The sequence below is a fragment of the Winogradskyella helgolandensis genome (assembly GCF_013404085.1).
GTDB lineage: Bacteria > Bacteroidota > Bacteroidia > Flavobacteriales > Flavobacteriaceae > Winogradskyella > Winogradskyella helgolandensis.
The window spans coordinates 2,877,183-2,902,535 of sequence record NZ_JABFHO010000001.1 but is presented as its reverse complement, the minus strand read 5'-3'; the positions used below and the strand labels follow the sequence as shown (position 1 = coordinate 2,902,535).

The 25,353-nt window shown below is 31.0% G+C and carries 16 protein-coding genes; 13 read left to right on the top strand and 3 right to left on the bottom strand.

Features of this window, described 5'->3' with window-relative positions:
• Positions 1-300 precede the first annotated feature (300 nt).
• Positions 301-6,402: a T9SS type A sorting domain-containing protein gene (locus HM992_RS12205; protein ID WP_179319865.1), complete on the bottom strand. Its 6,102-nt coding sequence runs from the start codon at positions 6,400-6,402 to the stop codon at positions 301-303.
• A 444-nt stretch (positions 6,403-6,846) separates the two neighbouring features.
• On the opposite strand from HM992_RS12205, the gene HM992_RS12200 reads away from it, so the two are divergent.
• The 9 genes from HM992_RS12200 (at position 6,847) to HM992_RS12160 (ending at position 17,125) form a co-directional block, all read left to right on the top strand.
• A complete protein-coding gene (locus HM992_RS12200; protein WP_179319864.1) occupies positions 6,847-8,394 on the top strand; it encodes a lipopolysaccharide biosynthesis protein in 1,548 nt (515 codons plus the stop codon).
• A gap of 31 nt (positions 8,395-8,425) precedes the next feature.
• Entirely contained in the window at positions 8,426-9,034 is a 609-nt protein-coding gene (locus HM992_RS12195) for a serine O-acetyltransferase (RefSeq protein ID WP_179319863.1), read from the top strand.
• The gene (locus HM992_RS12190; RefSeq protein ID WP_179319862.1) at positions 9,000-9,941 is read left to right on the top strand and encodes an ATP-grasp fold amidoligase family protein; all 942 of its coding nucleotides are present in this window, start codon (positions 9,000-9,002) and stop codon (positions 9,939-9,941) included. Before HM992_RS12195 ends, HM992_RS12190 begins: the two co-directional genes overlap by 35 nt.
• A 10-nt stretch (positions 9,942-9,951) precedes the next feature.
• Positions 9,952-11,019: a glycosyltransferase gene (locus tag HM992_RS12185; protein WP_179319861.1), complete on the top strand. Its 1,068-nt coding sequence runs from the start codon at positions 9,952-9,954 to the stop codon at positions 11,017-11,019.
• A 61-nt stretch (positions 11,020-11,080) separates the two neighbouring features.
• A complete protein-coding gene (locus tag HM992_RS12180) occupies positions 11,081-12,136 on the top strand; it encodes a sugar-transfer associated ATP-grasp domain-containing protein (RefSeq protein ID WP_179319860.1) in 1,056 nt (351 codons plus the stop codon).
• 154 nt (positions 12,137-12,290) lie between these two features.
• Entirely contained in the window at positions 12,291-13,442 is a 1,152-nt protein-coding gene (locus HM992_RS12175) for a glycosyltransferase (RefSeq protein ID WP_179319859.1), read from the top strand.
• An 11-nt stretch (positions 13,443-13,453) separates the two neighbouring features.
• Complete coding sequence (gene asnB / locus HM992_RS12170; RefSeq protein ID WP_179319858.1) at positions 13,454-15,358, top strand: asparagine synthase (glutamine-hydrolyzing); 1,905 nt, start codon at positions 13,454-13,456, stop codon at positions 15,356-15,358.
• 6 nt (positions 15,359-15,364) lie between these two features.
• The gene (locus HM992_RS12165; protein ID WP_179319857.1) at positions 15,365-16,501 is read left to right on the top strand and encodes a glycosyltransferase family 4 protein; all 1,137 of its coding nucleotides are present in this window, start codon (positions 15,365-15,367) and stop codon (positions 16,499-16,501) included.
• 12 nt (positions 16,502-16,513) lie between these two features.
• The gene (locus HM992_RS12160) at positions 16,514-17,125 is read left to right on the top strand and encodes a sugar transferase (RefSeq protein ID WP_178986921.1); all 612 of its coding nucleotides are present in this window, start codon (positions 16,514-16,516) and stop codon (positions 17,123-17,125) included.
• Between the two features lie 3 nt (positions 17,126-17,128).
• On the opposite strand, the gene HM992_RS12155 is transcribed toward HM992_RS12160, so the two are convergent.
• Together HM992_RS12155 and HM992_RS12150 are read right to left on the bottom strand one after the other, a co-directional pair.
• Complete coding sequence (locus HM992_RS12155; RefSeq protein WP_179319856.1) at positions 17,129-17,785, bottom strand: HAD family hydrolase; 657 nt, start codon at positions 17,783-17,785, stop codon at positions 17,129-17,131.
• Positions 17,769-18,740 carry an ATP-grasp domain-containing protein gene (locus tag HM992_RS12150; protein WP_179319855.1) on the bottom strand — a complete coding sequence of 324 codons (972 nt, stop codon included), beginning with the start codon at positions 18,738-18,740 and terminating at the stop codon, positions 17,769-17,771. Before HM992_RS12150 ends, HM992_RS12155 begins: the two co-directional genes overlap by 17 nt.
• 376 nt (positions 18,741-19,116) lie before the next feature.
• Between HM992_RS12150 and HM992_RS12145 the strand changes: the two genes are divergently transcribed.
• From HM992_RS12145 to HM992_RS12130, 4 genes are read left to right on the top strand one after another with little or no spacing between them, the layout of a single operon-like run.
• Positions 19,117-20,244, top strand: a complete 1,128-nt coding sequence (locus tag HM992_RS12145; RefSeq protein WP_178985247.1) for a DegT/DnrJ/EryC1/StrS family aminotransferase — start codon at positions 19,117-19,119, stop codon at positions 20,242-20,244.
• Positions 20,238-22,133 carry a polysaccharide biosynthesis protein gene (locus tag HM992_RS12140; RefSeq protein ID WP_179319854.1) on the top strand — a complete coding sequence of 632 codons (1,896 nt, stop codon included), beginning with the start codon at positions 20,238-20,240 and terminating at the stop codon, positions 22,131-22,133. Before HM992_RS12145 ends, HM992_RS12140 begins: the two co-directional genes overlap by 7 nt.
• 36 nt (positions 22,134-22,169) lie before the next feature.
• Entirely contained in the window at positions 22,170-22,946 is a 777-nt protein-coding gene (locus HM992_RS12135; protein WP_179319853.1) for a polysaccharide biosynthesis/export family protein, read from the top strand.
• 26 nt (positions 22,947-22,972) lie between these two features.
• Positions 22,973-25,345 (top strand): GumC family protein, encoded by a 2,373-nt coding sequence (locus HM992_RS12130; RefSeq protein ID WP_179319852.1) that lies wholly within the window; start codon positions 22,973-22,975, stop codon positions 25,343-25,345.
• The last annotated feature ends 8 nt before the right edge of the window (positions 25,346-25,353 follow it).

Genomic DNA, 25,353 nt, shown 5'->3' with positions numbered 1-25,353 from the left:
CAAGACTCGTCTAAATTATAATAGAATAAATTAAAGGATTATATTTGAATAAAATAGGAGAAATAGTTATGTTTAATCAGTTTATTTTTGAAATAAAACAGTAGCATTAATCTCTTTCTCTCTACCTATAAGATTAAGCCAATTAATCTAACCTAAATCATTTTTTAAAACACGATAGAATTCATATGTAAATAAAAAATCATATTCGTAGATTCACTTGTTAAGTTAATATTTATCAGTCGATTGTATCATCTTAATAAACATAAAAAAGACGTTTTTATTATTTGCAATTGAGTTAATTTAATTTACTATTAGTTTTTTAGTAATAACTCTATCTTTATCTATAAGCTTAACGAAATACACACCAGATTGAAGGGTACTTATACCTATTTGAGTGGTAGTAGTATAACTTAAATTTTCATTAGAGACTTTTGAGTTCTTAATTAACTTTCCTGTTACATCATAAATATTTATATCTGAAACATTTAATGTTCCTGATATTTTCACATTAACAATACCTGATGCTGGATTAGGATAAATATCAAACTCAAGCTCTGTATCTTCGTCCTCAATCGGGTTAATTGAATCAACAGTACAATTTGCATCTACTTCTACTCTAACTGTTGCCTCATCAAAATCTAAGGCATTAAATACCGTAACGGTATAATCTGTTGTTTCTATAGGAGATACTGTAATTGTAGGAGTTGTCTCACCAGTACTCCAAACATAATCATCTCCTCCACTAGCGGTTAAGGTTGTAAGATCTTCTAAACAAATTAATACATCTTCACCAGCATCTGCTACAACTGGCTGTAATACATTAACAGTAACTTGTTTATCATCATAACACTGTCCAATAAACCCTTTTACTTCATACGTTGTGGTGATAGATGGACTTACAGCAATATTAGGCTGAGAAGCTCCATTATTCCATTCGTATGTATTTGCACCAGAAACAGATAAGGTAACAAAATCACCATTTAAAATATCAACACTATCGCCATTTGCAATAACTACATTTGGACTAGGATCTACATAAACCATGACATCGTCAGTAGCTGTTTGTTCTCCTGAAGTAACCGTAACGGAATAGGTAGCTGTAGATAACGGACTAACCACAATGCTTTGAGTTATTTCACCAGTACTCCACAAATAACTATCACCTTGGGTTGCTGTTAAAACTACTTCATAGTTCTGATTATCACAGACACGTTCATCAGTTCCTGCTGACGCTATAAATAATGGAATTACTGTTACAGTTACTTCTTTCTCCTCACTACTACAAGTATTAGTAATACCGACTACGTTATAAGTTGTAGTTTGAGCAGGGCTAACTGAAATAGAACTAGTCGTAGCACCTGTATTCCATAAATAAGTTTCAGCTCCATTAACGGATAAGTTAGTGCTTTCCCCTTGAATTATTGTGATATTTTCACTTACAGTTATAATCGGCAATTCATTAACAGTAACCGTTACACTATCTGAATCAGAGCTTCCGAAATTATCAGATACGGTTACAGTATATGTTTCAGTTTCTGTTGGATTAACTATAATTGACGCACTAGTCTCACCAGTACTCCATGAATAATTAATACCACCTGAAGCGGTCAATGTTACACTTTCACCATTACAAATAGAAGTGTCATTACCTGCATCTGCATTAATCTCTGGGATTACTGTAACTGTAACTTCACCTGTGCTTTCACATCCACTTTCTGAATATCCTATAACAGAATAAGTTGTTGTCTCTAATGGACTAACAAAAATTGCACTTGCAGTTTCACCTGTATTCCATAAATATGAACTTGCACCATTTACAGTTAAATTAGTACTTTCTCCTTCAAATATTGTTATATCTTGACTAAGCGTTATAATAGGTGAATCATTAACAGTAACTGTTACACTATCTGAATCCGAGCTTCCGAATGTATCAGATACGGTTACAGTATATGTTTCAGTTTCTATTGGATTAACTATAATTGATGCACTAGTCTCACCAGTACTCCATGAATAATTAATACCACCTGAAGCGGTCAATGTTATACCTTCACCATTACAAATAGAAGTGTCATTACCAGCATCTGCATTAATCTCTGGGATTACTGTAACTGTAACTTCACTTGTGCTTTCACATCCACTTTCTGAATATCCTATAACAGAATAAGTAGTTGTCTCTAACGGACTAACAGAAATTGCACTTGCAGTTTCACCTGTATTCCATAAATATGAACTTGCTCCATTTACAGTTAAATTAGTACTTTCACCTTCAAATATTGTTATATCTTGACTAAGCGTTATTATAGGTAAATCATTAACAGTCACTGTTACACTATCTGAATCCGAGCTTCCGAATGTATCAGATACGGTTACAGTATATGTTTCAGTTTCTATTGGATTAACTATAATTGATGCACTAGTCTCACCAGTACTCCATGAATAATTAATACCACCTGAAGCGGTCAATGTTATACCTTCACCATTACAAATAGAAGTGTCATTACCAGCATCTGCATTAATCTCTGGGATTACTGTAACTGTAACTTCACTTGTGCTTTCACATCCACTTTCTGAATATCCTATAACAGAATAAGTAGTTGTCTCTAACGGACTAACAGAAATTGCACTTGCAGTTTCACCTGTATTCCATAAATATGAACTTGCTCCATTTACAGTTAAATTAGTACTTTCACCTTCAAATATTGTTATATCTTGACTAAGCGTTATTATAGGTAAATCATTAACAGTCACTGTTACACTATCTGAATCCGAGCTTCCGAATGTATCAGATACGGTTACAGTATATGTTTCAGTTTCTATTGGATTAACTATAATTGATGCACTAGTCTCACCAGTACTCCATGAATAATTAATACCACCTGAAGCGGTCAATGTTATACTTTCACCATTACAAATAGAAGTGTCATTACCAGCATCGGCATTAATCTCTGGGATTACTGTAACTGTAACTTCACCTGTACCTTCACATCCGCTTTCTGAATATCCAGTAACCGTATAAGTTGTTGTTTCTGTTGGATTAACTACTATAGAATTAGATATTTCACCTGTGCTCCATAAATAAGAATTCGCGCCAGAAACTTCAAGGGAGGTAGAATTACCTATCACAATTATAATATCATCACTAAGTGTTAATTCTGGCGTCGGTAATACAAATACACTAACGTCATCAGTATCTGAACATGAACCTACAAAAGCTTCAACAGTATAAATTGTATCTACATTTGGGTTTACAACAATTGTATCAGTAGTCTCACCTGTACTCCATAAATATGTGTCACCTCCTTCAGCAGTTAGAACTGCAGATTCACTTTGGCATAACGTCTGGTCTTCACCTGCATTAGCAATTGGTGCAGGATTTACAGTAATCGTAACATCATCCGTATCCGAATTTCCAAAGCCATCAGTTACCGTAACAGTATATGTTGTATTCTCTGTTGGTGTAAATGTTGGGGTTGCTCCTGTTTCACCAGTATTCCAAGTATAAGAAATACCACCTGATGCGTTTAAAGTGACACTTTCACCTAGACATATTGTAGCATCTTCTCCGGCATTAGCGATCAATTCTTCAACTACATTAACAATAACTTCCTCAATACTTTGACAACCATTTTCTGAAAACCCTGTAACGGTATATGTTGTTGTTACATCTGGGCTTACACTAATTTCTGAAGTCGTTTCACCTGTATTCCAAGAATATGTACTTCCTCCATTGGCTGTTAGTGTAACAGAACTGCCAATCATAATGAAAACATCATCATTAACAGTAATACTTGGTGCTTCATTTACAAAAACAGTGATTTCATCTGTATCTGTATTACCATAATCATCTTCAACTGTAACAGTATAAGTAGTTGTTTCTATTGGTGACACTGTTAATTCAGGTCCTAAATCTCCAGTATCCCAAGTATAATTTGATCCACCCAAAGCTGTCAAAGTAATAGTCTCACCGCTACAAATGGTTTCATCGTCCCCAGCATTGGCAATAATTTCTGGTATTACAGTCACTGTAACTTCTGCATAACTTACACAACCATTTGGCCCGATTGAATTCACAGTGTAAGCAGTTGTAATTAATGGGATTACAGTAATAGACTCTGTCGTTTCGCCAGTGCTCCATTCATAAGTATCACTTCCACTGACCGTAAGTGTTGCGGATTCACCTTCAAAAATTACAATATCCTCAGAAATAATAATTTCTGGCGCTGCATTTACAAAAACAGTTACACTGTCTGAGCTTGAACAGTTATTATCACTTACTTCTACGGTATAAATGCTTTCTTCAGTCGGACTTACCTCAATTGAAGCAGTAGTCTCACCTGTACTCCATAAGTATGAAACTCCTCCGGTAGCGGTTAATGTTGTTGAACTACCTTCACATATTGATTGATCCTCACCTGCGTTTGCTACTGGTAAGGCATTAACAGTAACGGTAACATTGGCTTCTTCGGATTGTCCATTATCATCAGATACTGTAACTGTATAAGTCGTTGTTATATCAGGTGTCACTTCGATACTGTCGGCTGTTTCACCTGTGCTCCAGACATAATTTGTCCCTCCACTTGCGTTAAGGATTGTACTTTCTCCTTCACAAATCTGTTGGTCATCACCTGCGCTCGCATTGAGCGCCTCAGGAAAAACCGTTATTTCGGAGGTGCCTGAGAATCCACCATCAGAAGCAGTGAATGTTATTATTACTTGACCTAAAGAAACTGGTGTTACAATACCATTTTCATCTACTGTTGCAATGGATTCGTCACTTGAAGTCCATACTCCGTTTTGGTTTGTTGCATTATCAGGTGTAAAAGTCGCTGTTAGTTGAAGTGTATCTGTTATTTGTAATTCAGCAATGCTAGGTAACACCTCTACTCCTTCTAAACTAATTACGGTAATATCAAAATCTACTTGATTTGCATATTCTTCTAACAAAGTATAACCTGAAGGCTGAATTTGATTATGAATAGTTGAGTTTCCTATTATTCCTCTGCTTAATAAATAAGATTCAGGTATATGATCGTTACTATTGTAAAAGTCATTAGGTCTAGTGTTAGATGTTTGAGATATATCAAAACCAGGTCTATCACTAGGTAATCTTTCATCATCTCTATGAATGCCAGCAACTAAATCATTTATATATCTTGTATCTATTTCATCCCTATAAAAAACTACTTGTCCATTATTATCTATGTATTTGCTAGCTCCTACTTCTGGTAATAATTCTGTTTTTAAATCAGAACTATTTAAAATAGGAATTGCTCTTCCATTTAACGAACGAGGTGTATTAACAAACCAATTTGAAGGAACTTCTATAGCAGAATCTTGAAAAGGCAACCAATCTGATTGAGGGTCTGTACCATAATCTCCTATGCCATAGTCTTGAAATTCTGGCGCATAGTAATTATCATCTTGATATATTTTTGCTCCTATACTAGGGTCATTTACCCAAACTCTATGTACATCATTACCATTAAAACTAGGGTGACCCGAATGATAACCTGTACTATAACTATTTCCTATGTGGTTTAAGTAAAATGCCTGATTATCAAATCTCATCATTCTTGCACCATATTGCGCTTGGATACTTTCAATGAAATTATTAATAACATCAACTTCTCCATCACCACCATGTTTTAAAGGTGTTCTATATGAAGTGTTTGTATAAACATTTCTAAGTAAAGAAACCTCCCCAAATGGAGCTAAACTACTTGTTGATGTATTACCAATATTAGATGCCCTTCCGATATGTGAAAGAAAACAGTTTTGAAGAGTTATACCTGTTGGCGTCCAACTATTTCCATCTAAATTATGATCGGTAACACTACATAGATTCAACCCCGTTGAATCAAAAGCACTCCAAGCAAAAGAACAATGATCCATAATTACTTCATCACAATAGCGCATATTTAAAAAACCATTCTCACCTGATCCTCTAAATTTTATATAACGAAAAATTATATTATGCATATTTGTTGGTTCCCAATATGTAACAGAAGTATCTATAGTAATCCCTGGAAAGGGAGCAGTTTGACCCAGAATAGATATATTAGTCATTGTTTTTTGTTCAAGGTTGTTTGTATGATCTATAAACCACCTTCCCGTTTCGTTAGGCTGTATAGTAATCACTCCGCTTATATCAAACACTATTGTACCACCGTTATTAGCGCTAGCTTGTTCAAAAGCCCACTTAAAAGAACCTTCATTATCATTAAAATCTGTGGTCGTAACATGGTAAACTGTTTGCCCTCTACCACCAGAAACATAAGCACCTGCACCATAGGCAGTTGGAAACGCTAACTGCTGCTGTGCACTAATAGATAGTAAGCTAAAATTTAGAAATAAAATTAATAATAGGTTTTTAGTATACTTAGGTAAATTTACTAGGGGCATAATGGTTTATTTGTTCAGTTAGATTTATTAGGGTATGTACAATAAAATGAAAATATTTCGATTAGAAGCACAAAACGCAATATAATTCGATGTAACGCACTTCAATGTAAGAATAAACTTGTTAATCGGTTTTATTTGCATTTAACACTTATATTTACGCTATTGAACGACATAAAGACTATATCAATATCAACTTTAACTAATTACATTTTTTTCTTACAGAACAAAATATAGAAGTCAATAAAATATTATTAAAGAAGCATCAAATAATAAAATTTAACTCCAAAAAAATACAAAGTTGTTCTTTCGACGGCTAAAAATGTTAATTGACAAAAAAATACAGAATTATAGTTTCATTTTTTAATATTAGCCAACTAATTAACTGTATAAAAAAAACAATACAATTAATTTTTTCATAGTGCGTTGAAAAAAAAAAAAGATAAAATGTCTAGAGTCTCCAAATCTTTAAAAAATGCGAAAGTTGGTGTGTTCTTTTTCACCATTTCTATTTTTATACAGTTTTTTTCAAGAAAATTTTTCTTAGATGAACTTGGTGACGACTTTATTGGTTTAGAGTCAACACTGAGAAGTATTCTCGGGTTTTTAAACTTAACAGAATTAGGTATTGGAACAGCTATAGGTTTTACATTATATAAACCACTTTATACCAATAACCAAAAAGAAATAAATAAAATAATAGCTTTATTAGGTGTACTCTACAAAAAAATTGGAATAGCTATACTAGTTATAGGTATAATTATCTCGCTGTTTTTTCCAATTATATTTTCTAATACTCAGTTTTCATTATTCCTAATTTACTTTGTGTTTTACACTTTAATGTGCTCTACTCTATTAGCTTATTTTGTAAACTATCATGCAAGTTTATTTGGTGCTGATCAGAAAGGATATATAATTCAAAAGTACTTTCAAAGCTTTCATATCATCCGTGTATTTCTGCAAATTATTGTTGTTATATATTATAAAAATTACTACCTATATATAATTTTAGAACTCTTATTTAGCATTATTTATAGTATTATTCTAAGAAAAAAAATTAGGCAAATTTATCCTTGGCTTATAATTAATTACAAGAAAAAAACATCAGTAATTCAAGAATACCCTGAAATCATCAAAAAGATAAAACAAGTATTCTTTCATAAAATAAGCGAATTTGTAAAAGGTGGTACAGATAATTTATTAATATATGGTTTAATAAATCTGCAAAGCGTTGCGCTTTTTGGTAATTATTTTTTGGTGTTTTCAAAATTAAATAGTCTTATTATGATGGCTTTTGCTGGAACTGGTTCTGCAGTTGGAAATCTAATTGCGGAAAATGATAAGAAAAATGTAAATAAAGTGTTTTGGGAGTTGGTTTCAATACAATTTTTTATTGCTGGTTTCTTTAGCTTAACCTTATATTATACTTTAGACCATCTAATTTTACTGTGGCTGGGTGAAAAATACGTACTTTCAAAAATTATACTTATTTTATTCATAGTTAATTTTTTTATGACGCAAATTACTGCGACCATAAATCGCTTTAAAAATGCTTATGGTTTGTATTCTGATATTTGGGCTGCAATATCTGAAGCACTAATAAACTTGGTGGTTTCTTTTACTCTTGGTAGCCTCTACGGTATCTCTGGAATTGTGGCTGGGACAGTAGGTAGTCTTTTTATTATAGGTGTTCTATGGAAACCTTATTATTTATTTAAATATGGGTTTGAAAAAAGTGTATTCGTCTATTGGAAAGGATTAACTCCAATACTAATAAGCTTTGCGTTATCATGTTTATTAGTTAATTTTTGTATTGATCTTTTTTTATCCACTAATAATGATATGAGCTTTATAAATTGGTTTTTTTATAGCTGTAAAGTAAGTTTATTAATTATTTTTATATATGGTACGCTTTTATACATTTTTAATAAAAGTTTTAGAATATTTTGGACACGTATTAAAACCTTATTAAAAACGACCTTTAAACTAAATTAGTTTAAATTTAAATTAATGATGAATAAAATAAATGATACAAAATAAGATTGATTATATTAATTATTTGGAACGTGACCGTATTGCTTTAGAGATATATAACGTTACTATTTTGAATAAACTAAAGAACTTCCTTTTTCCAAATCCAATTTGGAAATTTCAAAGATTAATGAGAAAGTTAGAGTATAATTTTAATTGTAAAAATAAAGGCATAAACAAACTCTATATTAATTATTTAAAATATAAATACAGAAAATTATCAATAAAATTAAATTTTTCCATACCCATTAATGTTTTTGGGCCGGGACTTTCTATAGTGCATTACGGAACAATTATAATTAATTATACTACCAGGATTGGTGCTAATTGCAGAATGCATGCTTGCGTCAATATTGGTGCTTCTGGTGGTGAAATTCAAGGTCCAATTTTGGGTAACAATGTATACATAGCACCAGGCGCTAAAATATTTGGAAATATTAAAATACCTAATAATACAGCTATAGGGGCTAATGCTGTAGTAAATAAGTCTTTTGAAGAAGAAAATACAATAATAGCTGGGATACCAGCTAAAGTATTAGGCAGTGTAGACATAACAAAATTAATAAGGCATGAGCTATTTAGAGAAAAAAACCTTGAGAAGTAGAATTTCAAATTTATATAGGAATTCTGATTTGGGTTATAATATACTGAGACCTTTCTTTAAGGTATATGAATTTGGAATTAAGCTTATCCCAGACAAGCTATTTATAAAATGGTATTTTAAAAGATATATGGGGTACTCTATCGATATAAACCATCCGCAGACTTTGAATGAAAAAATAACTTGGTTAAAACTATATGATAGAACAGACCTACACACCCAAGTTGCAGACAAATATACAGTGCGGTCCTATATAGCTAAAAAAATTGGTGAAGAATATTTAATTCCTCTATTATATCATACAAAAAACGCATCTGATTTAACCTTTGAAAATTTACCTGATTCTAGCTTTATCATTAAAAACAATCATGACAGCGGAGGCTATTTAATAGTTAAAGATAAATCTACTATAGATTGGCCTAAGATACAAAAAGGGTTTAAGCGCAGTTTGAAAGAAAATTTTTACTATTCAACTAGAGAATGGCAATATAAAAATATAGAGCCTAGAATTATAGTTGAAGAACTTTTAACAACAGAAAATGACGAAATTCCTAACGATTATAAATTCCATTGTTTTAATGGTAAATTAGCATTTGTTCATGTTGATATCGCTCGTTTTGGTGAGCGTAGAAGAAATTTATATGATTCTAATTGGGACTTTATTCCTTGCGTTTGGCAATATGAGAATGGCGAGATTGAAAAGAAACCTGAATTGTTTGAAAAAATGAAAAGTTTAGCTGAAACTATAGCTAAAGACTTTATTTATGCAAGAGTCGATTTTTATGCAGTAAAAGGGAAAGTATATTTTGGTGAAATTACGTTTCACCATCACTCTGGTACTCAGAAATTTAAAACTAAAGGATGTGATCTTAAATTTGGACAGCTACTTGATTTACCTAATAATAGATAAAATATAATTCATGGATTCGAAAATAAATATTCTAGTAGCCATACCAAAACTAACTGCTGGTGGCGCAGAACGCGTACTTTCATTCCTTGCTCAAAATCTAAATGAGAATAATTTCAAAATAACTTTTCTAATTGTTGGATTTGAAAAAGACAACAAATATGATGTTTCATGCACAAACACCATATATCTCAATAAAAATAGAGTTCGATATGCTATTTTTTCTATTGTAAAAACTATAAAAAAAGTAAAACCACAGATTGTATTGAGTTCTATTTCAGATCTAAATATACTTATGGGCTATATATCTTTCTTATTTCCATCCATAACATTTATTGGCAGACATACTTTCATAATAAGTGACAACCATAAAGTTTCAACACAGAAGAAATACATCAACTTTGACTTTAAGTTATTTGGGCTAAACAAATTAGACTTTTTCATATGCCAATCATTAGATATGAAACTTAGCATTATTAAATACTATGGCTTAGAAAGTTGTAAATTAAAAGTAATAAATAACCCTATTACCAACCTTAATTACATAAAAAACGATAAAAAAATCACCAAGGTTAAAAAATATATTACCATTGGTAGATTAAGTAAATTAAAGGGGCATATTCGAATCCTAAACATTTTAAATAAAATTAATCATCCTTTTGAATTTACTATAATTGGGTCTGGAAGCTTTAAAGATGAAATTTTTAAAGAAGTTGACAAATTGAATTTAAGAGATAAAATTAATTATGTTGAATACACCAATAATGTTTATGAGTACTTGGTCGAAAATGATGTATTTTTACAAGGGTCTTATTCTGAAGGCTTTCCAAATGCGCTTTTAGAAAGTTGTGCTGTTGGTGTTCCTGCAATTGCTTTTGACGTACCAGGTGGAACAAAAGAAATAATTAGCAACCACATCAATGGTTATTTAGTCAATAGCGAAGATGAGTTCATTGAAAGACTCAATGAGAAAAAAATCTGGAACCATAACGATGTTAAAGAAAGTGTAAAGAACAAATTTAGTCAAAATATTATATTAAAAGAATATGAAGACTTCTTTACTAATATCATCAGGAAATAGTTTAGTATTCGATACTAAGAATAAAACCTTTTAATTCTATTTATAATCAGTAAAGATAAATATGAAAGAACTAGCCAAATCCATCATAGAAAAGTCCAAAAGTTTTGTTTATCACATAGAGCAAAATGATACAGCTTTAAAAATTTTAAAAGTAGTAGAAAATCAGAACGGAAAATTAAGCGCTAAAAACAGAAAACTATGCAAAGAGTATGCATTAGATGTTTTTGGTCATAAAAGATATGCCCCATGGTTAATGACCTATTGCTCTTATACAAATGAATTTAAAGAAGGTTGGATTCCTGATAATTACTATGGGGAATATGTTGTGTCAAATTACAAAGGCGATTACGGAAAGATTTGTGATCGTTCTGCAGTCATAAATCAAGTTTTAAAAGATAAGCATTCATCGGACATTGGTTATTTTATAAATGGTTTATTTCTTGACAAGAATAATAAGGTACTTAATACAAAAGAATTTAAAGAATATCTTTTTAAAGATAAAGAAAAAGTTGTTTATAAAATTGAAAATTCAAATCAAGGCAAGGGAATTTATTTTTTGGATAAGAGTTCTTTTAAATTAAATGATGTCAAAAAACTTGGAAATGGTGTATTTCAGAAATTCATAGTTCAACATCCCTTTTTTAATCAATTTAATGATTCTGCTGTAGCCACAATTAGACTTACATCAGTGTGTAAAGATAATGGTGAAATTGAAGTTAGAGCTGGATATTTTAGATTTGGACGTACAGGTGATACACATGTTGTTTCTTCTCGTCAAATGCGCATTCCTATAAATATCGAAAATGGTTGTTTGTGGCAAACAAATTTGGCTTTTTATCCCGATCCCGAGTGTAAATTTACGAAGCAACTTCCAGATAATGATATTAATTATTCTGGAATGAAGTTACCTTTTTTTGATAAATGTATATCAGAAATTAAAAGAATGCATGGCTATATCCCTTACATACGCTCAATAGGTTGGGATTTAATTATAGATGAGAATGATAATTTAAAAATAATTGAATTAAATGGAGGGCATAACGGTATTACATTTAATGAAATGGTTCAAGGTCCTTGCTTTAAGGGATTAGGTTGGGAGAAATTGCGTAAAAATTGATTTAATATTTTATTCTTCCATCAGACTAAAGCTATGCATTATAATTTCTTTTAACATTTTAAACTTACAATTATTGAAAAATAGCAATAGTTAAAAAGTTGGTTATTATGTTTAATTCTAAACATACATTATAATCAATTAAATATTTTATTTTATGTCCCCAAAAATTAAACAAAATATAACCATTCTTAGTATTACATTAGGAAGTGGCGGTGCTGAAAAAGTAATTAGCTTACTGCTAAAAAAACTCGTTATAGATTACAATGTAACACTCGTCTTATTTTATAATACGATTCACTTTCCTATACCCGAAGGTGTTAATATCGTTATACTTTCTAAAAAAGGGGCAAATCGTTCTTTTTTATCAAAAACATTAGATAGTCTAAGTTTTATTATGAAATATAATCGTATTATAAAAAAAGAGCATATAAATATCTCAATATCATTTTTAGCATTTCCTAACCTGATAAATGGAATTATTTCCAGTATGAATAAATCTGTAAAAACGATTATTAGCGAACGCGGATTTCCTTCCGATAATGTAACGAGTAAGCTTTCATTGTTTATTTCTAAAATATTCTATCCTATTTTTTATAATAGATGTGACAAATTATTTTCTAATTCTGTACACATTAATAAGGATTTAAAAGATAACTTTGGTGTTAAAATCCCAATGGAAGTTATTTATAATCCAATAGAAATACCAAGTTTAGTTATAGATTCTAAAAAACTAAATACTTCTATAGATACATTAAAGGTAATTACAGCAGGAAGTTTAATAAAAAGGAAAAATCAAATAATGACCATTCTTGCAATAATGGTGTCTAAATTAAAATATGAATTTTCTATTTTAGGAGCTGGGGATTTACATGACTATTTAAAAGATGAAATTGACAAAAATCAGTTAAGTGATAGTGTTTTTCTAAAAGGGAAAGTAAAAAAGGTAAATGAGCATTTATTAAATAGTCAATGTTTTGTGCTTTCTTCTTTCACAGAAGGATTTCCAAATGCGTTAATTGAAGCCATGGCAATTGGTCTTCCTAGTATATCAACTAATTGTTTGTCTGGTCCACTAGAACTGTTAAATGAAAACAACGAAGTAAACATTAAAGGTGGTGAATTCTTTATTGCCAAATATGGATTATTAGTCAACAATGATGATCATATTGGATTAAGCAAAGCATTAGATTATTTTCATAATAATCCAGAAGAGAGAGAAAAATTCAGCAAATTGAGCATACAACGCTCAAAAGAATATCAGTTAAAAAGTATTTACAAAAAATTTAATTACTTTATACAGAATTAACAATAGAATACATGTGTGGAATTAACGGCATCATTGCCAAGACAAATAGAAATAAAGACGACATAGCCACTATTCTCAATACAATGAATAATCTTATTATTCACAGAGGTCCAGATGAAGATGGCTTATTCTGCGAAGAAAATGACCAATTCATAGTTGGTATGGCAATGCGTAGGTTATCTATTATAGATCTATCTTCAGGAAAACAACCTATTTTTTCAGATGATAAAAAAATAGTCATTGTATTCAATGGTGAAATATATAATTACAAAGTCTTAAAATCTAAATTAGAATCTGAAGGTGTTACTTTTAAAACATCTAGTGATACTGAAGTCATCTTAAAAGCCTACGAAAAATATGGGGTTGAATCTTTTCAATGGTTAGATGGCATGTATGGATTTAGCATTTATGATAAAAACATCAATAAGCTATTTATTGCTCGTGACTTCTTTGGTGAAAAACCACTTTACTACACGCATACTGATAAAGAATTTATTTGGGCTTCAGAATTAAAATCGATTATCAATACGATAGATTTCACTCCTAACATTTCAAAAAAAGGCTTAAATCTTTATTTTAGGTTAACTTATATTCCAGCACCACATACTATTTACGAGAATATATTTAAGCTTGAAGCAAATCATTTTATAGAATATGATTTGCCTTCACATAATACCACAATTCATAAAATAAACGCTGAACCTAAACCAAAAGCATCGAATATTTCTTTTGAAGATGCTAAAGCAAAAACTAAAGATCTAGTTTATAAGAGTGTAGATACTAGATCAATTGCAGATGTAGGTTTGGGTACCTTTTTATCCGGAGGTGTAGATTCATCCATTATTTCACTATGTTTAGCACAAACTACTGATAAAAAAATAGATACATTTTCTATAGGATTTAAAAAAGCGTCTTACGACGAGACTGATAAATCTAGAATAGTTGCAAAACAATTAAATAGTAATCATCATGAGTTTATAATTGATGAAAATGATCTTAAAAATAACATTCACGAAATTTTAATCAATTTCGATGAGCCTTTCTCAGATACTGCAGCACTACCCACTCACCTACTCTCCGAAAAAACACGAGAGCATGTTACAGTTGCTTTAACAGGAGATGGTGGAGATGAAGTATTTGGTGGATACAACAAATACTACATTGGTAAAATGAACAAAAAATATACTAGTGTTGTACCAAAAGGGCTTCATAAATCTATCGCTAGTTTAAGCAATAAATACCTTATCAATAAGGATGATACGCGTGGCAGAAAATTTCAGATTAATAAGTTATTAAATGCTATTGACTATGAAGGTGATTTTTATTGGGATATCATTTCCTTAGCCAATACAAGCAATCAACTAGCTGAGATTATGGCACCTGAATATTATGATCCCAATATTTTTCAGGAATACAAAGATGTTTTAGGAAAACAAAAAATTGAAACCCTAACGGATTTTAGGCTTGTAGATAAAATTTTAAGTTTAGAAGGTGGCATGCTAGCCAAAGTTGATAGAACTAGTATGATGACATCCCTAGAATGTAGAGCTCCTTTCTTAAACAGAGAGTTGTGGGAATTTGCCAATACCCTACCTGAAAGCTATTTAATGAAAGGGTGGAACAAAAAGCATATTTTAAAAGAAGCATTTAGAGATCAGTTTCCAGATGAATTTTTAGAAAAAGGAAAAAGCGGATTTGGCAGTCCTACTGGAGATTGGTTAAGACAAAGTCTCAGAAAAGAATTAGAAAGCTATATTGAACCTAGTTTGCTTAAATCACAAGGTCTATTTAATGCAGATGTAATTACCAAATTAGTTACAGACCATTTAGAAAGCAAAAAAGATAGTACTTTTAGAGTATGGTCTTATTACTGTTTCCAGAAATGGTACAAATTTAATTTTCTAAAACAAGCCTAGTTAGCGATGGATAAAAAAAGAATATTGCTTATAGCATCTCTATCTGGTTCTTTAATAAATTTTAGAGGAGATTTTATTAAGAGTTTAATAGAAAATGGGTTTCAGGTTTTTGCCGCTGCTCCAGAACATCCTGATGATATACATGCTAAATTAGAAACGTTGGGTGCAACTCCATTAGAATTTAGTTTAAACAGAACTGGCCTCAACCCTATTAAAGATCTACAATCGATAAATGAATTGAAAGGACTTATAAGAGATAATAATATAGATCTCGTATTCCCTTACACCGTTAAACCGGTTATTTACGGTTCAATTGCCGCAAATCAATGTAAAGTACCCGTGATTTCTTTAATTACTGGTTTAGGTTATGCATTTACAGGCTTATCTACCAAAGCGAGACTGCTACAACGATTCAATGAAATATTATATAAATTATCTATTCGAAAAAATAAAGTTATCGTTTTTCAAAATAGAGATGACTACCAATTGTTCTTAGATAGAAAAGTTATTTCTAAGAAGCAAAACGTGGATTTTGTTAGTGGCTCAGGCGTTAATCTTAACCAATTTAGCTTTAAAGAAAAAAATCCTTCCGAAAATGTTAGTTTCCTTTTAGTTGCTAGATTAATTAAAGAAAAAGGTATTGAATTATACCTGGAAGCTGCCAAGATATTGAAAGCTAAATACCCAAAAGCAGAGTTTCATTTAATTGGCTCACCTGAAACCTCACCATCTGCAATAAGTGAGGACGAACTAAACCAATTACACAAAGAAAAAGTTATAGTATTTCATGGTGAACAACAAAATATACCAGAGCACCTTCATCAAAATGATGTTTTTGTATTACCTAGCTACTACAGAGAAGGGCTACCAAGAACTACTTTAGAAGCTTGTGCTTGTGGTAATCCCATTATTACAACAGATTCAGTTGGATGTAGAGAATCTGTAAAGGAGGGTTACAACGGCTTTTTAATTGAGCCTCAAAACTTGGATGCTTTAATTGAACCAATGGAGTATTTTATTACACACCCAGAAAAAATCAAAGAAATGGGAATTAATAGTAGAAAATATGCAGAAGAACGTTTTGATGTTAATATTATAAACAATGATTTAGTTCAATTGATAACTGGTGTACTCAAAGCATAAGATAATATGAATATATATACGAAATTTATAAAACGTATTTTTGATTTTTTAGCCGCTTTTGTTGGACTTTTAATTATTTCCCCAATATTTATATTTCTCATTATTAGCTTATTCATACTTAATAATGGTAAACCTTTTTTCTATCAATTGCGTGCTGGAAAAAACGGCAAGCTTTTTACAATTATTAAGTTTAAAACCATGACAGATAAAACAGATCAAGATGGTAATTTATTACCTGCTATGGATCGTGTCACCAAAGTTGGAAGTATTTGTAGAAAATTATCATTAGATGAATTACCCCAACTCATCAACATTATTAAAGGTGATATGAGCTTAATTGGTCCACGTCCATTATTACCAATATACCTCGAACGATATAGTCAAAAACAGAATAGAAGACACGAAGTATTACCAGGAATTACGGGTTGGGCTCAAGTCAACGGAAGAAATGCAATTAGTTGGGAACAAAAATTCGAATATGACGTCCATTACGTAGAAAATCAATCGTTTACTTTAGATTTTAGTATTATTTTAAAAACAATAGATAAAGTTATTAATAGAAAAGATATTAATAATTCCGACAACATGGATATGCCTGAATTTAAAGGCTCTCAAGAAGTTTAGATATTATATGATTTTAAAATCCTTAAAATCAATTATAAATTGTTGAGGTAAATTCTGAAACTCCATATACTTATGAGATTCAAAATGGATATTTTTACCATTATCTACTAAAGCTACGCTTTTCCAACCTAAAGTATTAGGTGCAACGAAATCTTTCTTTAAATTATCGGCTATGTAATAATAGGTTGTTCCCGCTAGCGCCTTTTCAACAGCTATAAAATTAGCTGAATTTGGTTTTTCAGTTCCAATTTCTTCAGAAATAATAATTTTATCTAAATAATTCAAAACACCTAAATTCTCTAACTTAGCTCTTTGCGTTTTCGATCTACCATCGGTAACAATCGCTATTTTACCATTTTTAGATTTAATAGCATCAAAAACCTCTAAAACACCATCAAATAATTGAATGCTTGGTTTATGACTTCTATACATCTCAACCAATAAACTTATTTCTATTTTATAGGTATTAGCAACAAATTCAAAAACATTAACCTTGCACCTGTATAATGAAAACATCTTTGAATACAAGGCTTTCCAATCGTTTGGCTCTACGAATATCGCAATAGACTTATAAGCCGATTTTAAGAAATCTAACTCATTATATAATGTATCATCTAAATCAAAGACTATAACTGTAGTATTATCAACCTTTATATCCATGTACTAAAATTTCATCATCATAACGAATCATTAATAAGTCCTTTTCCCACACATCAAATTTTTCTTCAATGGTTTTTCCATGTAAGTATTCGTCAATAATCCATTTTGTGAAATTAGCACCAGACAGATAAGATAATGGATAGCCACCTCCAAATCGCGGGTTTATCTCAATAGCATAAATTTTTTGATCATCACGTCTATTTACAAAAAACTGAGCTGTAAGACAACCAACAGCCCCTTCGATATAGTTTAAGTTTTTCTTTATATAAGGCACCAAACTATTATTGACTGTCAAAGCCTTATAAACTTCTCCGTCTCTAACCTCGATCCTCTTTCTAGGCACAGCACATTTTAATTTATGGTCTTTACCAAAATATAAATCACATGTAAACTCATCAAAATCATCATGGTCCAAATACTCTAAAAACATTAATTTTTCATTACTAAAATGATAATCAGTAAACTCTTCTTGCGTTTTTATTAAAAATGTATCTACACTTCTACTCCCATCTATCGGCTTAATAAAAAGTGGTAATTCATAATTATCTTTAGTAAATTCTTTTGCGACATTTACGTTGTGTGCTTCAAAAAACTCATGTATTACTCTTTTATTTCTACATTTAGAAACAAAATCAACGGATGATATCACAACCTCAATGCCTTCTTTCTTAAATTTTTCTTTGTTTTTCGCCAATTCAAGCAGTTCTGTGTCTATAGTTGGTACAATTAGGTGAATATCATTAATTTTACAAAATTCAATCAAAACAGCTATATAATCTGATTCATCTAGCCTTGGCACTTTAAAAAAGCCATCTGCAATTTGGCATGCTGCAGATAAAATAGGCTCAGCATCTGAAGCAAAAACTTTAGAGTTTGGGTTCGACTTTATTATTTCTTTTTGAAATGATCTTACTAAAGAAACTCGTCTTCCTGCCGAAGTAATTAAGATATTCATTTTGTCTATTTAGATTAAACTTTTTTAAACAATTTTAAAAGTTGATAAATATAATATAGTTAGTACTATCTTTGTAAAAAAAAGATATAAAGTACTAAATTACATGTAAACTTACAAATCTAATTTTTTAAAAAAGTTAATTAAATGTAATGTTTCGTGACAAGTATAAGTTTAAGATATGGGGTACACTAATTGAAATTTCAAATTGATAGTTTTATTAAAATAATGAACGTAATTATTTACTGTTTGTCGTTTTAATTTGGGTTAAATCAAGATAATAACGCATATTTACACTATTGAATTAGATCGTGTCCCAGATCCCTCTATTGACATGAAATTGAATAGTAATATAATAATTACTTAACAATTTTTACATATGAAACCTAAAATATGGCTTTCCTCACCACACATGAGTGGTAATGAATTACCTTTTATTATAGAAGCTTTTGACACTAATTGGGTCGCGCCATTAGGGCCAAATGTTAATGGCTTTGAAAACGATATACAATCTTACCTTAATGAAGACAAACATGTTGCTGCATTAGCATCTGGCACTTCCGCTTTGCATCTAAGTCTTATATTATTAGGGGTTGGCCAAGGAGATGAAGTGATTTGTCAAAGCAAAACATTTTCAGCATCTGCTAATCCTATAGTTTACCAAGGAGCTTCTCCTGTTTTTGTAGATAGTGAAAGAGAGACCTGGAATATGTGTCCTGTACAATTAGAAATTGCAATTAAAGACAGAATTGCTAAAGGACATGTACCAAAAGCGATTATTACAGTACACTTATATGGAATGCCATATAAAGTGGATGAAATTAACAAAATTGCATTAAAATATAATATTCCTATAGTAGAAGACAGTGCTGAATCATTGGGAAGCCAATTTAAAGGGAGAAACTGTGGAACTTTCGGAGATTTTTCTATCTTATCTTTTAACGGTAATAAAATTATTACAACATCAGGTGGTGGTGCTATAGTTACTAGCACTTTAAAACTTAAAGAAAAAGCAGTTTTCTTAGCAACACAAGCTAGAGACAATGCTCCTCATTACTTGCACTCTGAAATTGGATACAACTATAGAATGTCTAACATCGTTGCTGGTATTGGTCGTGGACAAATGACAACCCTAGATAACCATGTCGCAAAACGTCGCTCTAACCATCAATTCTATTTCGATTCATTGAAAAATATAGATACAATTACTTTTCTCAAAGAACCAGATGGTTATTTCTCTAACCGTTGGCTATCTTGTATTCTTTTAGATTCTAAAGAGACTCGAGAAGGCTTAAGATTAGCATTGGAAAAAGAAAATATTGAATCTAGACCATTATGGAAACCGATGCACCAACAGCCTGTTTTCAAGAAATATCCTAGTTACCTTAATGGTGTTTCTGATGATTTATTTAATAGAGGATTATGCTTACCAAGTGGTTCAAATCTTACTGATAATGAATTAGAAAGAGTTATTTCTGCAATAAATGCGTATTTTGTAACATGCTAATTAATTTTCTAAATAAAATATCGAAAAAATATGCTTCAAAATGGCTTGTTCTATTATTTGATATAATAATTGTAATAGCGTCATTCTTCCTAGCGTATCTAATTCGATATAATTTTCAAATTGATTTTGATTTTATCAATCTATTAAACCAAATTCCATATGTAGCCATCGCTGCAGCAATTAGTTTTATTTCTGTTGGCTCATATAAAGGTGTTGTTAGATTTACTGGGTTTAAAGACATTATAAATATTATTATTGGAGCTAATATTTTAGCGACAATTCTGATCTTTTGTACATTTTTGAGCAGAAGAGCGTTAGGAGAAGACAGTATATTTAATGTCTCTGGTTCTATCATTTACATAAACTTACTACTAAACATCTTATTTCTTATTGGTGCAAAACTGTTTATAAAATCTATTTATAACCACATCACTCAAGATTTTCAATCTATTTCTAATGTTTTAATTTTTGGAGCGGGTAATTCTGGAATGTTAACCTATGATGCCATTCAGAATGACACTAAAAGCGGGTTTGATGTTGTTGGTTTTATCGATGACGATGAACGTAAAATAGGAAAAAAAATAAACCTTTTAAAAGTTTATAGCATAGATTCTATTGATGAAGACTTCATTCAAAAATATAATGTTGAGGATGTTATAATTTCAATTCAAAATATAGATCCTACTAGGTTACTTCAAATAACTGGCAGCCTTTTTTCACTAGGTCTTAAAGTAAAAATAGTCCCTCCTGTTCAAAGTTGGATAGATGGCGACTTAAGTGTTGGTCAAATTAAAGAAGTTAAAATTGAAGACCTTTTAGGGAGAGATCCTATTAATATAAAAAATCCTGATTTAGAGGAACAATACGATAATAAAGTTATTTTAGTAACAGGAGCAGCAGGTTCTATAGGAAGTGAAATTTGTAGAAAAATCAGCCTGTATAACTATAAGAAATTAATCTTAGTCGATAATGCAGAGTCTGCACTTTATGATATTCAGCAAGAATTTAGACAACAAGGCTTAGAAAATATTGACGCTATAGTGGCTGATGTTCGTAATAGAACTAGAATTGATCAAATATTCAACCTATATAAACCTAAAATAATTTTTCATGCGGCCGCATATAAACACGTACCTTTAATGGAAAATAATCCATTTGAAGCAGTAAGTGTGAATATTGGTGGCACAAAAAATGTTGCAGATATCGCTGTCAAACACAGTGTTGATAAATTTGTTTTAATTTCAACAGATAAAGCTGTTAACCCTACAAACGTAATGGGTGCAACCAAACGAATTGCAGAGCTTTATGTAAGCTGCTTAAAAGGAAAAGGACATACGAAATTTATAACAACTAGATTCGGAAATGTTTTAGGCTCAAACGGATCTGTTATTCCTTTATTTAAAAAACAAATAGAAAAAGGAGGTCCGCTAACTGTAACTCACAAAGATATAACTCGTTATTTTATGACGATCCCTGAAGCTTGTCAATTAGTCTTAGAAGCCGCAGCCATGGGTAACGGTGGTGAAATTTTTGTGTTTGACATGGGAGAACCTATTAAGATTTTCAACCTTGCTACTAACATGATTATTTTATCTGGCTTAAGATACCCAGAAGACATTGATATAAAAATAACAGGCTTAAGACCTGGAGAAAAAATTTATGAGGAACTTTTAGCTGATGGTGAAAACACAAAAAAAACCTATCACGAAAAGATTATGATTGCAAAATCAAGACACGTTGATATTAGTAATGTCGAAAAACAAATTAACAAACTAACGGCTATAAATTCATTAACACAACCGTTAGAAATAGTATCTTTTATAAAGTATTTAATACCAGAATATATTTCAAATAATTCAACTTACGAAGTGTTAGATATTAAAAAATAATTCACACTTTAAAGCAAACCTAGAACAATCACTCAAATGAAAACACGTATTCTTATAATTTCCATATTAGCGATAATTACAGCAACATCTTGTGGATCTCGAAAAGATTTCATCTACTTTCAAGACGAGGCACTTTCAGAAGGACAGCTTTCCTCTGAACCTACTGAACTAAGATACAAGCCAGACGATATTTTAACAATTAACGTAACAGCTTTAGACCCAGCTACTGTTAGTCCGTTTAATTTACCAGTGGTTTCTCACAACACTACAAATTTAACAAGTGCCCAAGGCAGCTTAACCCAACAAACCTATTTGATTGATTACAATGGTAATATTCAGTTTCCCGTCTTTGGAACTCTAAAAGTTGAAGGCCTAACCCGATCTGAATTAACCAATCTTTTAGTTGAGCGTATTAGCACAATGGCAACAGATCCAATTGTCAATGTTAGGTTAGCAAATTTTACGATTACCGTTATCGGAGAAGTTTCTAGGCCAGGAACTTTTACGATGCAAGATGAAAGAGTGACTATTTTAGAAGCGCTTGGTTATGCTAGTGATTTAACAATATTTGGAAAACGAAAAAACGTAAAATTGATAAGAGAAATCGACGGGAAAAAAAAGTTTGCAAATATTGACTTAACATCAATTAATTCAGTTAATTCACCCTTATATTACTTACAACAAAACGATGTCATATATGTAGAACCAAATAACGCCAAAATACGCTCTTCAACATATAACCAAAATAATAGTGTCTTAATTTCTGCCATAGGCACTTTAACAACGGTTATAGCTGTATTCCTAATAAAATAATTTAAGCTTTTACAATCTAGTATTATATGGAATCTAAAAACATAATATCTACTAAAGCCATAAAAAAAACGCTAAGTCTATACCTTTCTAGATGGAAGTTAATTTCATTTTTTGTAATTATAGCATTAGCACTAGCTTTCCTTCACTTGAGATATTCAACTAATCAATATGAGGCTTCTGCTACGATTAGAATAAAAGACGATAAAGAATCTCAAAAACTACCTAGTTTAGCTGAACTTAGTGGAAGTAGTCTTTTATCTGGTAAATCGAATGCAATAAAAGATGAGATTGCAGTTATGACATCGAGAACTTTAATTTCTAATATTGTCAAGGCTTTAAAACTCAATATTACGTATTATAAACAAGGTAAAATAAAGGAACAAGAGATCTATGAAAATCCCCCAATAAAAATAAATTTTTTTGCCCATGATTCTATTATCCATAAAATAGACACTACACTTTTTATTAAGATAAAATCCCCATCAGAGTTTTTAATGTTTAAAGATGATGGAAAATCACTTATAAACCGTGATGACGCTTTAGGTAAATCTTTCTTATTCGGTGACCGAATAAAAACAGGATTTGGAGATATTGTCATTGTTCCTAATAGTGGAAAATACAGTCCGAAAACAGGGAGTAACTTAAGAGTATCAATCAATCGCATTTCTTCAACAATAAGTCGGTATAGTAAAAAACTTTCTATATCAACAGGAGACGAATCTAGTGTTGTAAAATTAGGCCTTGAGGATAACATACCAAAAAGAGCAATAAATTTTTTAAACCATCTAATAAAAGAATACAACAACGATGTTATTATGGATAAAGAAGAGGTCGTTCAAGTAACTTCTGACTTCATAAATAATCGGCTAGAATTAGTATTTAAAGAATTGGAAGAAGTTGACTTTACCGCTGAACAACTTCAAAAACGAAATAATTTAACAGCCCTTGGTGCTCAAGCGGATATTTACTTACAAAGCGAAAGGCAAAATGAATCGCAAATAAATAGCACGACTAATAATATTCAATTAATTGACTACTTACAGCAAGAAATCCAAGAAAAGAATAAAAATTCTGACCTCCTACCTTCTATAGGGATTTCTGACGGAAACGTAGGTCAAGTCACTCAAACTCACAATGAATTAGTTGCGGAGCGCGATAAACTTTTGAAAAATTCTTCTGAAAGTAATCCAGTGGTAATTAATTTAAACAATCAAATCAATTCTTTAAAGGAAAACTTATCGAGTTCACTTGAAAGCATGAAAAAATCAAGTGAAATTACCCTTAACAGTCTTAATCAAGAAGAAGCAAGAATTAGAGGACAACTGTATTCTGCTCCAACTAAGCAAAAACAACTTAGAGGTATAGAACGCCAACAAAGCATTAAAGAATCACTTTACTTATATTTATTAGAAAAACGGGAAGAGTCAGCTATTACACTTGGAATGTTCACATCCAATGCTAAAGTTATTGACAATGCCTATTCGTCATATACGCCTGTATCACCTAATAAAATGATAACATATTTAGCTGCTCTAATCTTAGGTTTGATGATTCCTATTGGCATTATCTACATGAAGGACTTATTAGATACAAAAATTTATGATAAAGACGACCTTTTAGAGGTTCTTAATATCCCGTATATCGGTGATATTCCGTTAACAAGCAAAAAGACCAAGCTAGTTTCTAAAGTTGATTATTCACCGAAAGCTGAAGCTTTTAGAATTATCAGATCTAACATAGATTTTTTATTAAAAAACAATAGCTCTAATACTAAAAAAATATTTATTACATCCACAAGAGCTCAAGAAGGCAAATCACACACTAGCACTAACTTAGCGTCATCTATTTCATTTTCAGAAAAAACAGTGTTACTAATTGAAATGGATATTAGAGTTCCTAAGATTATGAAATATCTTAACGAGAAACCGACTACTGAAGTTGGCTTATCAGATTATATTGCGAATAAATCAATAAAACCAAATGAAATTATAAATAAATTAAAGAGCAATGCGTATTTAGATGTTATTTCCTCTGGAACAATACCTCCTAACCCTTCTGAATTATTGATGAGTGATAGAGTTAAAGATTTATTTGATTATTTTGAAGATAAATATGATTATATTATCGTAGATACTTCAGCTGTAGGCTTGGTAAGCGATACAATGTTAATCTCAAAATTTGCAGACATATTTATTTATGTTGTTAGTGCAAATAATGTTGACAAAAGACAATTATCTGCAGTAGCTAAACCGCTTTATAAAGATAACAGGTTGCCAAATATGAATCTGCTTTTAAACGGAACTAATTTTGATAAAAAAGGCTATGGTTATGGCTATGGTTATGGCAATAATCCTCAAAGGAAGAAAAAATGGTATAGCTTTTTTTCAAAATCAAAGTAAACTAAAAA